General features: G+C 67.2%; 18 protein-coding genes. 9 read left to right on the top strand and 9 right to left on the bottom strand.

What is annotated here, in order from left to right; genetic code table 11:
• Positions 1-770, bottom strand: a 770-nt coding sequence (locus tag Y706_RS0104725) for a YflT domain-containing protein (protein WP_028275769.1), incomplete at its 3' end; no start/stop codon positions are given.
• A 77-nt stretch (positions 771-847) separates the two neighbouring features.
• On the opposite strand from Y706_RS0104725, the gene Y706_RS0104730 reads away from it, so the two are divergent.
• The 3 genes from Y706_RS0104730 (at position 848) to Y706_RS0104740 (ending at position 4,093) form a co-directional block, all read left to right on the top strand.
• Positions 848-2,131 carry a magnesium transporter MgtE N-terminal domain-containing protein gene (locus tag Y706_RS0104730; protein ID WP_028275668.1) on the top strand — a complete coding sequence of 428 codons (1,284 nt, stop codon included), beginning with the start codon at positions 848-850 and terminating at the stop codon, positions 2,129-2,131.
• A 67-nt stretch (positions 2,132-2,198) separates the two neighbouring features.
• A complete protein-coding gene (locus tag Y706_RS0104735; protein WP_253906695.1) occupies positions 2,199-2,954 on the top strand; it encodes a DUF1003 domain-containing protein in 756 nt (251 codons plus the stop codon).
• 11 nt (positions 2,955-2,965) lie between these two features.
• Entirely contained in the window at positions 2,966-4,093 is a 1,128-nt protein-coding gene (locus Y706_RS0104740) for an Mrp/NBP35 family ATP-binding protein (protein WP_028275670.1), read from the top strand.
• Between the two features lie 97 nt (positions 4,094-4,190).
• Here Y706_RS0104740 and Y706_RS0104745 read toward each other — a convergent pair whose 3' ends face one another.
• From Y706_RS0104745 to sigE, 3 genes are all read right to left on the bottom strand, one after another.
• Complete coding sequence (locus tag Y706_RS0104745; protein WP_028275671.1) at positions 4,191-4,586, bottom strand: twin-arginine translocase TatA/TatE family subunit; 396 nt, start codon at positions 4,584-4,586, stop codon at positions 4,191-4,193.
• An 81-nt stretch (positions 4,587-4,667) separates the two neighbouring features.
• Positions 4,668-5,570 (bottom strand): hypothetical protein, encoded by a 903-nt coding sequence (locus tag Y706_RS27800; protein WP_156945067.1) that lies wholly within the window; start codon positions 5,568-5,570, stop codon positions 4,668-4,670.
• Between the two features lie 485 nt (positions 5,571-6,055).
• Positions 6,056-6,709 carry an RNA polymerase sigma factor SigE gene (sigE, locus tag Y706_RS0104755; RefSeq protein WP_028275673.1) on the bottom strand — a complete coding sequence of 218 codons (654 nt, stop codon included), beginning with the start codon at positions 6,707-6,709 and terminating at the stop codon, positions 6,056-6,058.
• Positions 6,710-6,981: 272 nt separating this feature from the next.
• Here sigE and Y706_RS0104760 point away from each other — a divergent pair, with 272 nt between their 5' ends.
• Positions 6,982-7,614: an O-methyltransferase gene (locus Y706_RS0104760; protein WP_028275674.1), complete on the top strand. Its 633-nt coding sequence runs from the start codon at positions 6,982-6,984 to the stop codon at positions 7,612-7,614.
• Between the two features lie 110 nt (positions 7,615-7,724).
• On the opposite strand, the gene Y706_RS27805 is transcribed toward Y706_RS0104760, so the two are convergent.
• The 4 genes from Y706_RS27805 to Y706_RS0104780 all read right to left on the bottom strand — a co-directional run bounded on the left by Y706_RS27805 (position 7,725) and on the right by Y706_RS0104780 (position 10,823).
• Complete coding sequence (locus tag Y706_RS27805) at positions 7,725-7,892, bottom strand: DUF3117 domain-containing protein (RefSeq protein WP_079550332.1); 168 nt, start codon at positions 7,890-7,892, stop codon at positions 7,725-7,727.
• A gap of 253 nt (positions 7,893-8,145) precedes the next feature.
• Positions 8,146-9,417, bottom strand: coding sequence for a hypothetical protein (locus tag Y706_RS0104770; protein WP_253906696.1), 1,272 nt, complete (start codon positions 9,415-9,417; stop codon positions 8,146-8,148).
• A 101-nt stretch (positions 9,418-9,518) separates the two neighbouring features.
• Positions 9,519-9,875 carry a DivIVA domain-containing protein gene (locus Y706_RS0104775; RefSeq protein ID WP_028275676.1) on the bottom strand — a complete coding sequence of 119 codons (357 nt, stop codon included), beginning with the start codon at positions 9,873-9,875 and terminating at the stop codon, positions 9,519-9,521.
• Between the two features lie 48 nt (positions 9,876-9,923).
• Positions 9,924-10,823, bottom strand: a complete 900-nt coding sequence (locus tag Y706_RS0104780; protein WP_028275677.1) for an LOG family protein — start codon at positions 10,821-10,823, stop codon at positions 9,924-9,926.
• Between the two features lie 208 nt (positions 10,824-11,031).
• On the opposite strand from Y706_RS0104780, the gene Y706_RS0104785 reads away from it, so the two are divergent.
• The 4 genes from Y706_RS0104785 to Y706_RS0104800 are packed head-to-tail and all read left to right on the top strand — an operon-like array spanning position 11,032 to position 14,266.
• Positions 11,032-11,787 carry an amino acid ABC transporter ATP-binding protein gene (locus Y706_RS0104785; RefSeq protein ID WP_028275678.1) on the top strand — a complete coding sequence of 252 codons (756 nt, stop codon included), beginning with the start codon at positions 11,032-11,034 and terminating at the stop codon, positions 11,785-11,787.
• Between the two features lie 58 nt (positions 11,788-11,845).
• Positions 11,846-12,730 (top strand): glutamate ABC transporter substrate-binding protein, encoded by an 885-nt coding sequence (locus Y706_RS0104790; protein ID WP_028275679.1) that lies wholly within the window; start codon positions 11,846-11,848, stop codon positions 12,728-12,730.
• 52 nt (positions 12,731-12,782) lie between these two features.
• The gene (locus Y706_RS0104795) at positions 12,783-13,433 is read left to right on the top strand and encodes an amino acid ABC transporter permease (RefSeq protein WP_028275680.1); all 651 of its coding nucleotides are present in this window, start codon (positions 12,783-12,785) and stop codon (positions 13,431-13,433) included.
• Positions 13,430-14,266 (top strand): amino acid ABC transporter permease, encoded by an 837-nt coding sequence (locus Y706_RS0104800; protein WP_028275681.1) that lies wholly within the window; start codon positions 13,430-13,432, stop codon positions 14,264-14,266. The genes Y706_RS0104795 and Y706_RS0104800 overlap by 4 nt, the downstream gene beginning before the upstream one ends.
• A 91-nt stretch (positions 14,267-14,357) precedes the next feature.
• Here the strand turns inward: Y706_RS0104800 and dapE are convergent, their stop codons facing one another.
• Positions 14,358-15,455, bottom strand: a complete 1,098-nt coding sequence (gene dapE / locus Y706_RS0104805; RefSeq protein ID WP_028275682.1) for a succinyl-diaminopimelate desuccinylase — start codon at positions 15,453-15,455, stop codon at positions 14,358-14,360.
• A gap of 210 nt (positions 15,456-15,665) precedes the next feature.
• Between dapE and dapD the strand changes: the two genes are divergently transcribed.
• On the top strand, positions 15,666-16,688 hold the full coding sequence (gene dapD / locus Y706_RS0104810; RefSeq protein ID WP_028275683.1) for a 2,3,4,5-tetrahydropyridine-2,6-dicarboxylate N-succinyltransferase: 1,023 nt from the start codon (positions 15,666-15,668) through the stop codon (positions 16,686-16,688).
• Positions 16,689-16,733: the final 45 nt, after the last annotated feature.

A 16,733-nucleotide genomic window follows, 5' to 3' on the forward strand; every position in this document is an offset into this window, starting at 1 on the left:
CGGGCCGCCGCCTCCTCAGCCGCGGCCGGCGCCGTCGGAGCGGGGCCTGCGGGGCCCTCCTGCTGGGGTGCACCGCCCTGGTACTGTCCGGCCGGGTCTGCGCCGGTCTCCGGCGTTCTCTGGCCGTACGGGTCGTTCCAGCCCGCGGGGCGCTGCGGCGCATGGGTCTGCTGTCCCGGCTGCTGTGGGCCGGGCTGCTGCGGTGCCTGATGACGGTAGTCCTGCTGAGCGAAACCGCCGGCCGCGGCACCGGCCGCGTCGTGCGCCGTCATGGGCAGCTGGTGGAGCAGGCGCCGGGCTTCGCCGGCGGCCTCGAAGGAGACCACGACGTCGTAATTGGTCGCCACGACCTGGCTGGTTGAGGTGAAGTCACGCTTGCCGCGCTGCATGGCGTACGTGACGATGCCAAACAGCATGAAGAACGCGGCACCCATCAGGACTGACGTCACAATCGAGAAATAACCGGGGGTGGTGGAGAAGAAGGACAGCATGACGCCGACGAACAGGCCGAACCACATGCCGCTGAGGGCGCCGGAGAGGGCGACGCGGGGGTACGTAAGCCGGCCGGTCACCCGCTCGACCATCTTCAGGTCATTGCCCACGATCGACACCATCTGCACGGGGAACTGCTGGTCAGCCAGGTAGTCCACCGCCTTCTGGGCATCCAGGTAGGAGTTGTAGGAACCGACAACGTCGCCTCTCGGGACGGTGCGTGCCTCGTCCGAGCCGTTGGGGGCACCGGCCCTGGGAGCACCAAAAATGTTTGACATATGCCCATTCTCACCCATCGGGCTGGTGTGCGGCTGGAAATTCAGCTAAAAGAGAGCAGACTCGGTAGCCTGTAGGGGTGAGCACGAATCTTTCGCGAGTGTTTGTCGCGCGCCTCCTCGGACTGGACGTCTTCGACCCATTGGGCGACCGTCTGGGTCGGCTGCGCGACGTCGTGGTGCTCTCCCGCGGAACGAGGGGCGCCCCGCACGTGGTGGGCATCGTCGTCGAGGTCCCCGGCAAGAAGCGTGTCTTCGTGCCGATGACCCGAATTACGTCCATAGACCAGACCCAGGTTATCTGCACCGGGCTGGTCAATCTTCGCCGTTTCGAACAGCGCGGCGCGGAAACCCTCGTGGTGGCCGAAATGTTCGACCGCCGGGTGACCCTTGCGGACGGCAGCGGCGACGCGACCATCGAAGACATCGCCATGGACCGGCACCGCTCCGGCGACTGGTTCGTCAGCAAGCTCTTCGTCCGCCGCGGCCACTCCCTCTCGCCCCTGAGCCGGCTGCGCCGCAATGAAACCCTCATCATCGACTGGGCCGATGCCCGGCAAGGCGCCAAGACCGAGCCACAGGCCGCCACCCAGTTCGTGGCCACGCACGAGGACCTCAAGCCCGCCGACTTCGCCGAGGCCCTGCAGGAAATGAGCGACAAGCGCCGCTTCGAGGTTGCGAGCGAACTCCAGGACGAACGGCTCGCGGACGTCCTGCAGGAGATGCGCGAAGGTGATCAGGTGGAGATCCTCTCTGCCCTGGACGTCAACCGTGCCGCCGACGTCCTCGAGGAGATGGATCCGGACGACGCCGCCGACCTCCTTGCCGAACTCCCCAGCGCCCAGGCTGAAGAACTCCTGCAGTTGATGGAACCCGAAGGCGCCGAAGACGTCCGCCGCCTGCTCGAATACGACGAGGACACCGCCGGCGGGCTCATGACGCCCGTGCCGGTGATCCTTCCCCCGGAAGCAACCGTCGCCGAGGCACTCGCGCACGTGCGCCGGGAGGAACTCTCCCCCGCCCTGGCGTCGTCGATCTTCGTCGCCCGGCCCCCGTTGGAGACGCCGACGGGACGATTCCTCGGCGTCGTCCATATCCAGCAGCTCTTGCGCTTTCCGCCGCCGGAGCCGCTGGGCAATCTGGTGGACAAGAGCCTGGAGCCGGTCTCCGACCAGGCCCACATCAGCGAGGTTGCCCGCGCGCTGGCAACGTACAACCTCAACTCGCTTCCCGTAGTCAACGATGACGGACGGCTTGTGGGGGCGGTGACTGTTGACGACGTGCTTGATCATCTGTTGCCGGACGACTGGCGCGCCCACGAGGACGATGCCCCGATAAGAAAGCTTGGAGGCCGCATTGGCTGATCCCACAGCACCACGGACCTCCAATGTCCGCCCTGGCGGCAGGACCACCGGCGGTCTCGACACGCCCCTGAGCGGCCGGCAGCGTATCCTGCCCAACTTCCGTCCCGACCCGGACGCCTTCGGCCATGCCACGGAAGGCTTCGCCCGTTTCATGGGAACCCCCGCGTTCCTGATGTACATGACGGTGTTCTGCTTGTTCTGGCTGGGCTGGAACACGTGGGCGCCGGAGGAATGGCAGTTCGATTCACGGGCGCTGGGGTTCACGCTGCTGACCCTCATGCTGTCCCTGCAGGCCTCCTACGCCGCGCCCCTGCTGCTGCTGGCCCAGAACCGCCAGGACGACCGCGACAAGGTCTCGCTGCAGCAGGACCGCCAGCGGGCCGAGCGCAATCTCTCCGACACTGAATACCTGACCCGGGAACTTGCGTCCCTGCGCATCGCGCTGCGCGAGGTCGCCACCCGCGATTACGTCCGCGCCGAGCTCCGCAGCCTGCTGGAGGACATGCTGGAGGCCCAGGAGGAACTGCGCACCCACGATCCTTCCGCCGGCGCCCACGAGACCCCGCGGGAAAAGGTCAAGGAGAAGATGAAGGAGCGGCGCGACAAGCAGCGCAGCCCCCGGACCCAGCAAATCCCCCGGGTAAAAGCCGGCGGCAAGCGCGATGACCCGGCGAAGGACCGTGCGGTGGACCCGTCGCAGGACTCTTCACAGGACCCGACAGGGAACCCTTCGGGGAAACTGCCGAACCCGTCGGCGAACCACTCCGAGGCCGCGGCCGATCCCACCCGCCAGCCCGCACACCGCACCATCCCCGAAAGCTGAGCATCACCCGCATGAGCACCCCGCTGGAACAGGCAGTGCACGGCGCACTTGCCACCGTGATCGACCCTGAGCTCCGCCGCCCCATCACCGAGCTCGGCATGGTGGAGTCCGTTGAGATCGGCGACGGCGGCCGCGTGCGGATCGCGGTGCTGCTGACCATCGCGGGCTGCCCGCTGCGCGGCACCATCACGGCGGACACCGAGGCTGCATTGTCCGCCGTCCCGGGCGTCACCGGCGTGGACGTGGACCTTAAAGTGATGACGCAGGTCCAGCGCGACGCCCTCAAGGAGCAGTTGCGGGGCGCCGGCGCCCAGCGCGGCATCCCGTTCAACGCGCCGGGCTCGCTGACCAAGGTGTACGCCGTCGCGAGCGGCAAGGGCGGCGTGGGCAAGTCCTCCGTCACGGTCAACCTGGCGTGCGCCCTGGCCGCCCAGGGGCTCCGTGTGGGGATCGTGGACGCGGATGTGTACGGTTTCTCCGTTCCGGCGCTGATGGGCATCACACAGGTCCCCACGCGGGTGGACGACATGATCCTGCCGCCCGTGGCCTACGGGGTCAAGGTCATCTCCATCGGCATGTTCGTCACCGGGAACCAGCCCGTGGCGTGGCGGGGCCCGATGCTGCACCGGGCGCTGGAGCAGTTCCTCACCGACGTCTACTTCGGCGACCTCGACGCCCTCTTCCTGGACCTGCCCCCCGGCACAGGCGACATCGCGATCTCCGTCGCCCAGCTGCTGCCCAAGGCGCAGATCCTCGTCGTGACCACCCCGCAGGCAGCCGCCGCGGATGTTGCCGAGCGGGCGGGTGCGATCGCCACCCAGACGGGCCAGACCGTGGCCGGCGTCGTGGAAAACATGTCGTACCTTGAAATGCCCGACGGGGGCAGGATGGAACTGTTCGGCAGCGGCGGCGGCGCCGTGCTGGCCGAGCGCCTCTCGGCCACCGTGGGTGAGGACGTGCCGCTGCTGGGCCAGATTCCACTCGAAGTCCTGCTGCGTGAGGGTGGGGATTCCGGAGTTCCGCTGGTGCTGGGCCGTCCGGAGACGCCTGCGGCCGTGGCCTTGGCGGGGATCGCCGGCAGGCTGGCGTCGGTTCCCCGCGGCCTCAAGGGCATGCCGCTGGGTCTGCAGCCCCGCTGACAGCGCCCCGTGCCGACGGATGCCCACACGGAAGCCCGCTGATAGGGCCCGTCCGCATCACTGCGAAGGCACTGCGGTAGGTCCGCCGCGGGAAGTCCTAGGTCGCCTCTGAGTCGAAGGGTGCCGGTTCGCCCTCGGGCAGCCGCTCGAGCACCCGCTCGGGGCGGTGCACGGCGACGGCAGTCGCGGCAGCGGCCGCGGAGACCGTTGCGGGTGCCCCGGCGCTCATCGGCTTGGTGTCATCGTCAAGGAGCGCTTCCTTGATGATGCGGCGGGGATCGTACTGGCGCGGATCGTACTTCTTCCAGTCGACCTCATCGATGTCGATGCCGACTTCTTCCTTGATCTGTTCCCGCGCACCGGACGCCATCCGGCGCACTTCCTTGACAATATTGGCAAGTTTCTGGGTGTATTCGGGCAGCCTGCTGGGACCAATCACCAGAAGGCCGATGATCAGCAGAAGTAAGAACTCCGGTCCATTGATTCCAAGCACTTTAGGAAGGTTACCCTCTCGCTCGGGCTGGCGACGATTCCGCGAAGTCCGTATGCCGGCCATGTCCGGCCCGTCCCTGCCTCACGGTGCCAGATGCTCCAGGATTCGGCTCAATCCTCGCTCGATCCGTTCCGGAATTCCGTTGTGCGAGGCCGGCACGGGAGTGCCACTGCTGACCCGGGTCAGCGCGGCAACGCCGTCGTCCGCCTGCTCGGCCGGCAGGTCAGAAATGTACGTGTATGTCGCCGCCGACGTCTGGTAGATGGCCCGGTAGGGCGGGGCGGGGTTTACCCAAAGAAAGCCATTTCCGGGTTCGGGGGCGGCCGACGGCGTGCCGGCCTTGGCCGGGATGAAGCCGTCTGCCACGGCGGTATGTCCGGTCAGCACGTTGATGGGCGAAACTTCGGCCCGTGCGGGTGCGGGGGGCGACGCGGGCGCCCGCGTCGAGGCGTGCTGCTCAAGGACCGTGGCGAAGTGCCGGCCATCCGTGAGGCGAAGTTCCAGGACCTCGTCCCCGGAGATGACGCCGGCGCGGGCCCAGATGAGGTGGAATCCGAGCTCGTGCAGCTCCGGACATGTCCATCCTTGCGAGCGGAACGCGGCAAGCTCGCCGGTGTTCAGCGTCCCGGCAGGGGTGAAGTCGGGCTCGCCGCCGAGGCCGAACGCGACACGGGGCCCGGTTCCCTCAGCGCCGGGGACGCCGGATCCGCTGGCGTCGAACAGCTCCGTTGCACCGAGCGGCTCACCGCTGGCGGGCAGCCCGGGGGCATCCGGGTGGGCGAGGGCGGCAGTCTCTGCGCCCTCGGCGGGGACCGCGTCGTCGCCGCCCATGACGTACGCGGTGCCGGTCATGAGGGCCAAGGCGGCGACGGCTCCGCCGACGGCAAGCACCGGCAGGCGCGGGCCGCGGCGGCGGGCGCGGTGTGGACCCGCGGCGGCGGCATGACCGGCGACCGGTCCCGCGGTCCCTGGCCGACTAGGCACGGGGGGTCCTGCCGGTAACCGGTCCGAGGGCCACGGACGATGGCCGGCCCCGGCGGCATCCGCCGCTCCCGGCCGTTCCGCTGTGTCCAATACTTCCACTGTGCCGGCCGGGTCGGGGCGTTCCGCCATGGCCCGTTCCGGCGCTGAAGGTGCCGCAGGTGTAGGAGCTGCAGGTGCCGGAGCTGTAGCAGCAGGCGCCGTAGCTGCCGGGGCTGTTTGTTCCCGTTCCGCCGCCGCCCGTTCCGCGGCCAGCTGACCGGTCCGTGCCAGGAGCCGTGCAGTCAGGTCCTCACTGGCCTCGGGCACGGCGGCGCCGCGGAGCTTCTCGAGGTACTGGCGTTCGCGCTGTTGCCGGGCGCGGCATTCGGCACATGCTTCCACGTGGTCGTGGCGGCCGGCGGCCCATTTCCGGGTAGCCCCGGGCCCGCCCCAGAACTTGCAGCCTGGTGCTCCCAGTAAACGTCTCAGCAGACCCATTGACCGGTTCAGAGGAGGCCGGCGATGCGCGGCATCTTGAGCCGCGGCTTGAGGGACTGCTTGGCCGGCTGCGCCGGGCGCGGGTCGCGGTGCGCGAGCTTTTCACGGAGTATTGTCCGGCCGCGGTGAATCCGGGACCGGACGGTCCCGAGTTTGATGTCCAGCGCGGCCGCGACTTCGTCGTAGGAGAGCCCTTCGAGGTCGCACAGCACGACGGCGGCGCGGAAGTCGGGCGGAAGTTCCTCGAGCGCTGCCTGGACATCGACGTCGAGGTTGTTGAATTCGAAGCTTTGCTCTGGCCCGGGCTCCCGGCCCGGCAGCCGCGACTCGGCGTCGTCGGCCAAAGCGTCAAAGCGGATCCGGCTCTTGCGACGGGCCTGGTCCAGGAACAGGTTGGTGGTGATCCGGTGCAGCCAGCCATCGAGCGTGCCGGGCTTGAAGTTCTCGAGTGAACGGAAGACCCGGACGAACACCTCCTGGGTGAGGTCCTCGGCGTCGTACTTGTTTCCGGTCAGCCGGTACGCAAGGCGGTAGACCTTGGCGGAGTGGTTCGTCACCACTTCCTCCCAGGTCGGCCGGACCCATTCGGCTTCCGCCGCGGTCCGGGACTGGCCGGTTGAATCTGTTGCCTCAGTTGCCGGGACAGGTGCCAGAATCGACATCGTCCACTCCCCTCGTGGATGGTACCTACGCCTGAATTGTGCCTGCTTGCACAGGTTCCTGCACCATTCATTCGACGCCGATCACCACGCGGATGAGCGGATACCCATCATTTCAAAATAAGCTGGGAATTTCCTGATCCACCGCGGTCTTCCGCCGAAGGCAGAACGACCCCCTCCGGCCGGGGCCACGGGGCTGCCGCCTCCGCGTCCCGTCCCGCCGGACACAGTACGCTGTAGGGAACACTCCCCTGCCGCCCAGAAAGCGATATCCCATGAGCGCCGATAAGTCCACGAGCTGGTCCTATGCAGAAGATCTGCCTGCCGAGGATGAGGTCCTGTTGCACGCGCGCGAACGGTCCTTCGAGCTTGGCGTGACCCCGATCGGCCCCGGCGTGGGCGCCGTGCTGACGGTGCTGGCGGCGGCGTCCAAGGCACAGACCGCCGTGGAGATCGGCACCGGCGCAGGCGTGTCCGGCGTGTGCATCCTGCGCGGGCTGGGTCCGCAGGCTGTCCTGACCACTATCGACGTCGACGTCGAACACCTCAAGGCAGCGCGCGAAGCGTTCCAGGAGGCCGGCAGCCCCGCCAACCGCACCCGCACCATTTCTGGCCGGGCCGGGGATGTCCTGCCGCGGCTTACGGACGGCGCCTATGATCTCGTCTTCATTGACGCGGACAAACCTAACTACCCCAGCTACGTCGAACAGGCCGTGCGGCTGCTCAAATCCGGCGGGCTGCTGATCGTCAATGATGCCCTCGACAAGGACCGGGTCGCGAACCCGGCCGCCCGGGAAGGCACCACCGTGGTGTTGCGCCAGATCGGCAAGTCCATCCGCGACGACGACCGTCTCGCCTCCGCCATGCTGCCCACCGGAGACGGCCTGCTGATCGCGGTGAAGAAGTAGCAGCCAGGATTCACTAGCCCGGGTCCAAGGGGCGGGTACTGACAGCAAAGGGCGGGGTCCGCAGCCTGGTGGCCGGGACCCCGCCCTGTTGCGAAGCTCTTGGCGTGACGCTATTCGGTGACGCCGACGAGGCATTCCTTGAGGTTCGTCGCCTCAGCGGCATTGAGTTCGACTACAAGCCGCCCCCCGCCTTCGAGCGGAACACGCATGATCAGGCTTCGTCCCTCTTTCGTCACTTCCATAGGGCCGTCGCCGGTGCGTGGTTTCATTGCCGCCATAAGGAATATCCCCTCCATTAGTCCCTGACATACCAGCCCGGCCGGGCTGCGTCCGCTTGGCCAATCAAGCCGTCCGGCAGCGCTCCAGGAGGCTGCCGTGACCGGCAAACTCACAAATAAACCGCTTACAAACTGTGTGCTTCTTGTCCTTGCTTATCCTCTATTATCGCGTAACAATGCGCCCGTAGCTAATCGTTGGACTTTCCAGCGCGTCCCGCCAGGCCGGGCCTGCGCCGCGAAATGGTGCCGTGCGTCACGGCGGGTAGTCCCCTCCGCCCGGCAGTTGCGCCCACGCCCACAGCCACACAATCCAGACGATCTGCAGCAGCACGAACATGACCACCACGGTGCCGCGGTAGGCGCGGGAACGCGAGAGAAGGGCGGCGCTGAGGGCGAGCGGGAACAGCGGCAGCAGCATCCTGAACGTGCTGGTCTGGGGGTGCAGGAAGACCAGCAGGTAGCCCATATAGCAGCAGCACCAGAGCCTCAGCTCGGTGCCCAGGGCGACGACCGGCCGGGACATCATCAGCAGCGTGAACGTGGCAACGAACACGAAGGGAGCCAGCACGCCGAGCGTCGGTCCGAACAGCATGATGCCGGCGTCGAACCATGGCTTGAACGGCACCAGGTCATCGCCGCGCCATGCGGTTTCGGTCTTGGTGTAGGCGCCCGGATCGCCGGTCGCGGCCCAGGCGATGGCCGGCCACAGCAGGGCACCGACGCCGCTGACGGCGGTGAGCCCGCCCAGTGACCACAGCTCGGCGTTGCCGGGGAGGGCGACGCCGGCCCGGCGTTGCACTGTGACGCCCTGTGTCGCGGGGCTCTGATTCGTGGGGTGCTGTGCCGTGGGATGCTGCACAGTGCGGGTCGGCGCGGTGAGGCGCTGCGCGGTGAGGCGCTGCCAGAAACGGTAGAGCAGCAACAGGCCCATCATCGCGGCAAACGGCACACCGGTGGGCCGGGAAAGGCACATCAGGACCACAACGGGCATGGCCCACAGGTACCGGCGCTCCATGACGAGCAGCAGCGCGGCGCCCAGGAGCAGCAGGTTGAGGGATTCGGCGTAGGGCACCTGCAGCACCGGCGCCACCGGGAAAGCCGCCAGGAACACGGTCCCCCAGAGCGCCGTGCGGTGCGTGGCCCGGTGCCGGAAAATTCTGCACGCCACGAGGGCTGCACCCATTCCGGAGACCAGGGCGATGGCCGTCAGGGACCACGCCGGGCCCGTGCCTGTCAGGCCGGACACCACCCGGCCCAGCACGGGAAACAGGGGGTAGAAGGCCCACGTGTTCTCCTGGACGGTGCCGGCGTCGTCGGTCGGCAGAAGCGCCGGATACCCCGCCTGCAGCGCTTGGGCGTACCAGCGGGCATCCCAGATGTTGATGAAGTTCCAGTAGTCGGGCTTGGCGGGAAACCATGGATTCACGCCCTGGTGCAGGGCGGCGGCCATGAAGATGCAGGCGCTGACCAGCCTCGCGGCGATGTAGAGTCCGGCCACCTGCGCCCACCAGGGCCACCGCGCCATCCCGGCGCCCGCGGCGGCGATGCGGCTCCACAGGGCCGCGTTCAACCCCTGGGGCTTCCGGGCCTCAGGCGCCGCGACGGTCTCCGGGTCTTCCACGCGGCTCACGGACGCTGTTCGGTTGGCGGACGGAGGCGCTCCAGTTCCTCCCCGAGTGCCTCGATCTCTTGGTCCTTGGCGACGATCTGCTCCCGCAGGTCATCCAGGACCTGATCCACCTGGTCCATCCGGTAGCCGCGGAGTCCGACGGCGAAGCGCAGACGGTCAATGTCCGCCGCGGCCGCGCGCTCGGGCAGCAGGACCGGCGGCAGTGATGCGACCGGCTCGTCGAAACCGTCGTCAAAAGAACCGCCCGCACCGCCGTCCCGGCGGCGACGGAAGATTTTCGTTGCCAGGCCGGTGCCCAGGAGGACGGCGACGCCGATCAGCACAATCGCCAGGAAAACCAGGAAGAGACTCACTAGACCATCGTGCCAGAAGCCGGACGCCGGAGCGCTCAGGCGGACGGATCAGCCCCGCGTTCCCTTGATGTCCGCCGTGCCGGTCCCGTTGGTGGAGCCGCCGTTCGGGTTCCGGTGGCGCGCGGCGCCTTCCACGACCAGCTCGACCGCCCGCGCGGGGTCGTCCACCACCTGCACGAGGTCCAGGTCCTCAGCCGAGACCATTCCCTCCGCAACGAGGGTGTCCCGGACCCACTCGAGCATGGGGCTCCAGAAAGCGGTTCCCACCAGGACGATCGGGAAGGAAGTGACCTTGCGGGTTTGGACCAGGACCATGGCTTCGAAGAGCTCATCCAGGGTGCCGAGGCCGCCGGGGAGCACGATGAAGCCCTGGGCGTACTTGACGAACATGGTCTTGCGGGCGAAGAAGTACCGGAAGTTGATGCCCAGGTCCACCCACTGGTTCATGCCCTGCTCGAAGGGCAGTTCGATTCCGAGCCCCACGGAGACGCCGTTGCCCTGCACGGCGCCCATGTTGGCCGCCTCCATCGAGCCGGGGCCGCCGCCCGTAATCACGGCCAGTCCGGCCTCGGCCAGCCGGCGTCCGACCTCGACGCCGAGTTCGTAGTACGGGCTCCCCGGCACGGTGCGGGCGGAACCGAAGACGCTGACTGCCGGACCGAGATCGGCCAGCGCGCCGAATCCTTCCACGAACTCGCTCTGGATCCGCAGCACGCGCCAGGGGTCGGTGTGGACGAACTGTCCCGGCCCTTTGGTGTCCAGCAAGGTCTGGTCGGACATCGTGACCTTGGCGGCCTTGCGGCGCAGCTCCAGCGGACCCTTGTGGCGGATTCCGTTGGGCGCCGGTGTGCTCCGGGCCTCCCGGGCCGGCTTTCCGGCGGGGTTCTGTTCCGGGTTCTGCTCGAGGTTTTGCTTGGGGCCGTGCTGCGGATCGGTACTCATGCCCATAGGCTAGCGCGGAACTCGGCCGCCGCCGCGTCGGCGCGTCGGCGCCGCACGGCCGCAGCCGCCTGCCGAGGCCGTTCGCAGAGGTCAACGGCGAATGTCCGACGCAGTCCGGCAAAGGGACCTGACGTGCAGGTATCTCTTGAATCACGATCTGCACCAAAATGAGTGATTGCCGTCATATCTGGTCAATCTTCGCTAGATTCGTACTATGACTACTCAAGTGCCCGGCGATGCCCTCGTCTCCCTGAAGGCCGTGAACAAGCATTACGGCCAGCTGCACGTCCTGAAGGACATCAACCTGAACGTCCGCAAGGGTGAAGTTGTCGTTGTCATCGGCCCCTCGGGTTCCGGCAAGTCGACGCTCTGCCGCGCCATCAACCGCCTCGAGACCATCGACGACGGCGACATCAAGATCGATGGCAAGGAACTGCCCGAGGAGGGCAAGGAACTGGCCAAGCTGCGCGCCGACGTCGGCATGGTCTTCCAGTCGTTCAATCTGTTCGCCCACAAGACCATTCTGGAAAACGTCACCCTCGGCCCCATCAAGGTCAAGGGCGTTGCCAAATCCGAGGCCGACAAGGACGCCATGGCCCTCCTGGAGCGGGTCGGCGTCGGGCATCAGGCCCCCAAACTTCCGGCCCAGCTCTCCGGCGGCCAACAGCAGCGCGTTGCCATCGCCCGCGCCCTGGCCATGAAGCCCAAGGTGATGCTCTTCGATGAGCCCACCTCGGCTCTTGACCCGGAAATGATCAACGAGGTCCTGGACGTCATGGTCCAGCTCGCCAAGGAGGGGATGACCATGATCGTGGTCACCCACGAGATGGGCTTCGCCCGCAAGGCGGCCGACCGCGTCGTGTTCATGGCCGACGGCCAGATCGTTGAGGACGCGACCCCCGAGGAATTCTTCAACAACCCCAAGAGCAGCCGGGCCAAGGATTTCCTGTCCAAGCTGCTGACACACTGACCGACTACGTTTTCGCACCCTGGCTGCCGGACGGCGGCCGCCCAATGAAAGGAATGTCATGATGGCATTTTTGACCCGAAGGAAATCCCTTCTGGTTGCCGCTTCCGCAGCACTGGCACTCAGCCTGAGCGCCTGTGGCGGCAGCTCCTCCACTACCACCAACCCGCCCGTGGCCGAGAAGCCGAGCTTTCCTGCCGATTCCACCATGGCCAAGCTTGCATCCGCGGGCAAGATCACGATCGGCACCAAGTTCGACCAGCCGCTCTTCGGCCAGAAGGGCCTCGACGGCAAGCCCGTCGGCTTCGACGTCGAAATCGGCAAGCTGATGGCTGCCAAGCTGGGCATTCCCGCCGACAAGATCGAGTGGGTCGAAACTGTCTCCGCCAACCGCGAGCAGTTCCTCAAGCAGGGCAAGGTGGACATGATCGTCGCCACCTACACCATCAACGACAAGCGCAAGGCCGAAGTCGACTTCGCCGGACCGTACTACGAGGCCGGACAGGCGCTCATGGTGAACAAGGACAACAACTCCATCACCAAGCCCGAAGACGTCAAGGGCAAGAACGTCTGCTCCGTGACCGGCTCCACGCCAGCCTCGACGATCGTGGAGAAGTACGGAGCCGTCCTGGTTCCGGCCGCGACCTACTCAGCCTGCCTGGAACCGCTGCGGAACCACCAGGTTGAAGCCGTCACCACCGACAACGTCATCCTGGCCGGTTTCGTGTCCAAGGAACCGGACGCCTTCAAGCTGGCATCGGATCAGACCTTCACCAAGGAGCCCTACGGCATCGGCCTGAAGAAGGACGACACCGCCTTCCGCACGTGGGTCAATGACCAGCTGGAGGCCTCCGACAAGGACGGGTCCTACAAGAAGGCCTGGGAAGACACCGCCGGCACGGTCATCAAGACCACGCCCGCGCTTCCCACGATCGACCGCTACTAGCCGCCACTCCCGTCTTTCGCCTGGAATCCCCTCAACGCAGCTGAAGGAACTTATGGACGTCATCATTGAAAACCTCCCCCAGTATTGGGACGGTTTTCTCCGAACCCTTTTCCTGTCCCTGATCTCGGGGATTATCGCCTTGGTCTTCGGCACCATCCTGGCTGCCGCCCGTGTCTCGCCCGTCGCCGCGCTGCGTGGCTTCAGCATGACGTACGTCGAGATCGTCCGGAACACCCCGCTGACCATCGCGTTCTTCTTCGCCGCGGTGGTTCTGCCCCGCCTGGGCGTCACGTTCCAGCAGTTCGAGGTCGCCGCCATCATCGCCCTGAGCGCCTACACCTCGGCCTTCATTGCCGAGGCAGTGCGCTCCGGCGTCAACAGTGTCCCGGTGGGCCAGGCGGAGGCCGCCCGCAGCATCGGCATGCAGTTCACCCAGGTGCTCTCGCTGATCATCCTGCCGCAGGCCCTGCGCACCGTGATCCCGCCGTTGATCAACATTCTGATCGCCCTGGTCAAGAACTCTTCTGTGGCCGGCGCGTTCTATGTGTTGGAACTCTTCGGCCAGGGCAAGCAGCTGGCCAATGCCAACGGCGACGCCGTCATGTGGGTTCTGGTCGGCATCGCATTCTTCTACCTGCTGATAACCATCCCGCTTGGCTACCTCGCCAGCGTCGTTGAACGAAAGGTGGCGATCGCACGATGAGCTCTGTTCTCTATGACGTCCCCGGCCCCAAAGCCCGCCGGGTCTCGCTGATCGGCTCCATCATCGGCGTGATCGTGATCGGCGGCCTCCTCGTCCTGGCAGTCATGACCCTGGCCCAGCAGGGAATCTTCGACCCCAAACGCTGGGCTGTCTTCCAGCTTCCCGAGGTCTGGGCCCTGATCGCCGCCGGCATCGGCGCCACCCTGGCCGCCGCGGCCGTGTCGGCCGTGATTGCCTTCCCGCTGGGCCTGCTCCTGTGCCTGATGCGCATCTCGGACAACGCCTGGATCAGGGTGCCCACCCGGATCGTGCTGGAATTCCTGCGCGGCATGCCCGTTGTGCTCATGATGCTGTTCGTGCTGCTCGTCTTTGCCACCAGCTCGTTCATCGCCGTCGTGGCCGGCCTGGTCCTTTACAACTCGGCGATTTTCGCCGAGATCATCCGCGCCGGCGTCCAGTCGCTGCCCAAGGGCCAGCGTGAGGCCGGCCTGGCGATCGGCCTGACGAGCTTCCAGTGCCGGCTGACCATCGAGCTGCCGCAGGCCATCCGGCGCATGCTGCCGTCCTTGGTCGCGCAGCTCGTGGTGCTGCTGAAGGACACGTCGCTCGGCTACATCGTCGCCTACGGCGAGCTGCTCCGGGCCGTGCAGGTCATGGCGGACTTCCTGGGTCCGCAGTACCTGTTCCCGGTGTTCTTCGTAGCCGCGGCCATCTACATCGCGATCGACCTGGCGGTCTCCCGCCTGGCCATCTGGCTCGAACGCCGCGGCTCCAAGCGCGCCGCCGGCGGCGTGGCGCACGTGCCGGTCGCCGGAATTCCGGCCGCCAAGTAAGCCGTCCCACCCACAAAGGGTCCGGAACCTCACGGAGGTTCCGGACCCTTTGTGCGTTACTTGTGTCCTGGGCGTTGCTTACTAGGCTTTGCTAGGCGCTCAGCCAGGTCCGCAGCGCCCGCAGGCATTCGCGGATGGCGTCCGCTTCGACGTGTTCGTTGTCCTTGTGCGCCAGCAGAGCATCGCCGGGTCCAAAGTTCACCGCGGGGATGCCCAGTTCACTGAAGCGTGCGACGTCGGTCCAGCCGTACTTGGGCTTCGGCTCCGCGCCGACGGCGGCGACGAAGGACGCCGCCGCGGGGTGGTTCAGGCCCGGCCGCGCGCCGGCCGCGCTGTCGGTGCGCACGACGTCGAATCCGTCCAGCAGTTCGCGCACGACGGCCTCGGCTCCGTCCGGGGTCTTGTCCGGCGCGAAGCGGTAGTTGATTTCCACGACGCACTTGTCCGGGATGACGTTTCCGGCCGTGCCGCCGTGGATCTTCACGGCGTTGAGGCTTTCGCGGTAGTCCAGGCCGTCAACCGTCACGGTCTGCGGCTCATACGCCGCCAGCCGGGCCAGGATCGGGGCCGCGGCGTGGATGGCATTGCTGCCCATCCAGGCCCGTGCCGAGTGGGCAGCCTCGCCGTTCGTGGTCACTTCGAAGCGGCTGGTGCCGTTGCAGCCGCCCTCCACCGTCCCGTCGGTCGGCTCAAGCAGGATCGCGAAGTCCCCGCCGAGCAGGGAGCCGTGATTGCGCACCAGACGGCCCAGGCCGCTCTTCACGGCCTCGACCTCCTCGTGGTCGTAGAATACGAACGTGACGTCCTTGCCTGGTTCCGCCCCGCCGTCGAACATGGTGGCCGCCAGCGCCAGCTGCACGGCGACGCCGCCCTTCATGTCAGTGGCGCCGCGGCCGTAGAGGATCCCCTCTCCCGGGGCCCCGGAGGGCCAGTACGCCGGGACGGTCCCCAGCGAGCCCTCGGTGGTGGGCAACGGCACGGTGTCCAGGTGGCCGGCCAGGATGACGCGCTCGGCCCGGCCCAGGTTGGTGCGGGCGATGATCGAATCGCCGTCGCGGACCAGCTCCAGCTGCGGCAGCTGGCGGAGGGCATGCTCCACGGCGTCGGCCAGGACCCCCTCGTTGCCGGAGACGCTGTTGATGTCGATCAGGGCGGCCGTGAGCAGGGCGACGTCCTGGCGGAGGTCCAGATGGACCGGTCTGCGGACAGGGACGCTGGCGGTGGCACTGGCAGGGGTGCGCGGATTCGTGGGGGTCACCGTTCCACCTTATCTGTTTGCCTCCCCGTCCCACCTGAGTCGCTGCAGGGGCCGTTCCCAGGCGTCAAGCGGCCCCCGCAGCGTGCCAATCGGGTTGTCATGAGTTTCAGCGCCCGAGGCGCCTCTCGTTAGACTTGGGCCATGACTGAAACTGCTGCTTCCGCTGTGCCCGCCGACGCTCGTTCTGACGCCCGCTCTGCCTATGGCTACGGGGTGGCCACCGTGTCCACCCGCAACGATGACGCCACCGTGCTGGACGTATGGTTTCCGGCGCCGGCGCTCGGAGTCGCCGCGGAGCACCTGCGTGGCGTGGAGAACGCGGACCAGTCGCTGATCGACATCGCCGCCAGCGGCACTGACCCGGACCGGGCCACCGAGCAGATAGTTGTCTTCGCCCAGATCAACCTGGATGCGGCACCCGCGGACACGGCGGACGCCTACCTTCGCCTGCACCTGCTCTCCCACCGGCTCGTCCAGCCCAACACCATCAACCTTGAAGGCATCTTCGGCAAGCTTCCCAACGTGGTGTGGACCAACTTCGGCCCCGCAGCCGTAGAGGACTTCGAGCTGACCCGGGCGCGCCTGCGCAAGCGCGGCGCCGTCACGGTGTTCGGCGTGGACAAGTTCCCGCGCATGGTGGACTACGTCGTTCCCTCCGGCGTCCGGATCGCCGACGCCGACCGGGTCCGGCTCGGTGCGCACCTGGCCGAAGGCACCACGGTCATGCACGAGGGCTTCGTGAACTTCAATGCCGGAACCCTGGGTACCTCCATGGTCGAGGGCCGGATCTCGGCCGGCGTCGTCACCGGCGACGGGTCCGACGTCGGCGGCGGCGCCTCGATCATGGGAACCCTCTCCGGCGGCGGCAAGGAAAAGATCTCCCTCGGCGAGCGGGTCCTCCTCGGCGCCAATTCCGGTGTGGGCATCAGCATCGGTGACGACTCGGTGGTGGAGGCAGGCCTCTACGTCACCGCCGGCACCCGTGTGCGCGTGATCGGCCCCAAGGACGCCGACGGCGAAGACACCAGCCGGATCGTCAAGGCCGTGGACCTTTCCGGCGTTCCGAACCTGCTCTTCCGCCGCAATTCCACCACTGGTGAGGTTGAGGTCCTCCCCCGCAAGGGCCAGACGGTGGAGCTCAACGAGGCCCTGCACGCCAACTGACCGCACCGGCTGGTACGGTATGGCGGGCGGCGAAGACCGCGCCGG

This window comes from Arthrobacter sp. I3 (assembly GCF_000520575.1).
GTDB lineage: Bacteria > Actinomycetota > Actinomycetes > Actinomycetales > Micrococcaceae > Arthrobacter > Arthrobacter humicola_A.

Excerpts from the sequence above, each read along its gene's own strand:
- Y706_RS0104795 (WP_028275680.1), top strand. The coding sequence starts at position 12,783 with ATGGACGTCATCATTGAAAACCTCCCCCAGTATTGGGACGGTTTTCTC.
- Y706_RS0104770 (WP_253906696.1), bottom strand. The coding sequence starts at position 9,417 with ATGGCGCGGTGGCCCTGGTGGGCGCAGGTGGCCGGACTCTACATCGCC.
- Y706_RS27805 (WP_079550332.1), bottom strand. The coding sequence starts at position 7,892 with ATGGCGGCAATGAAACCACGCACCGGCGACGGCCCTATGGAAGTGACG.
- sigE (WP_028275673.1), bottom strand. The coding sequence starts at position 6,709 with ATGTCGATTCTGGCACCTGTCCCGGCAACTGAGGCAACAGATTCAACC.
- Y706_RS0104760 (WP_028275674.1), top strand. The coding sequence starts at position 6,982 with ATGAGCGCCGATAAGTCCACGAGCTGGTCCTATGCAGAAGATCTGCCT.
- Y706_RS0104800 (WP_028275681.1), top strand. The coding sequence starts at position 13,430 with ATGAGCTCTGTTCTCTATGACGTCCCCGGCCCCAAAGCCCGCCGGGTC.
- Y706_RS0104785 (WP_028275678.1), top strand. The coding sequence starts at position 11,032 with ATGACTACTCAAGTGCCCGGCGATGCCCTCGTCTCCCTGAAGGCCGTG.
- Y706_RS0104780 (WP_028275677.1), bottom strand. The coding sequence starts at position 10,823 with ATGGGCATGAGTACCGATCCGCAGCACGGCCCCAAGCAAAACCTCGAG.
- Y706_RS0104740 (WP_028275670.1), top strand. The coding sequence starts at position 2,966 with ATGAGCACCCCGCTGGAACAGGCAGTGCACGGCGCACTTGCCACCGTG.
- dapD (WP_028275683.1), top strand. The coding sequence starts at position 15,666 with ATGACTGAAACTGCTGCTTCCGCTGTGCCCGCCGACGCTCGTTCTGAC.
- Y706_RS0104790 (WP_028275679.1), top strand. The coding sequence starts at position 11,846 with ATGATGGCATTTTTGACCCGAAGGAAATCCCTTCTGGTTGCCGCTTCC.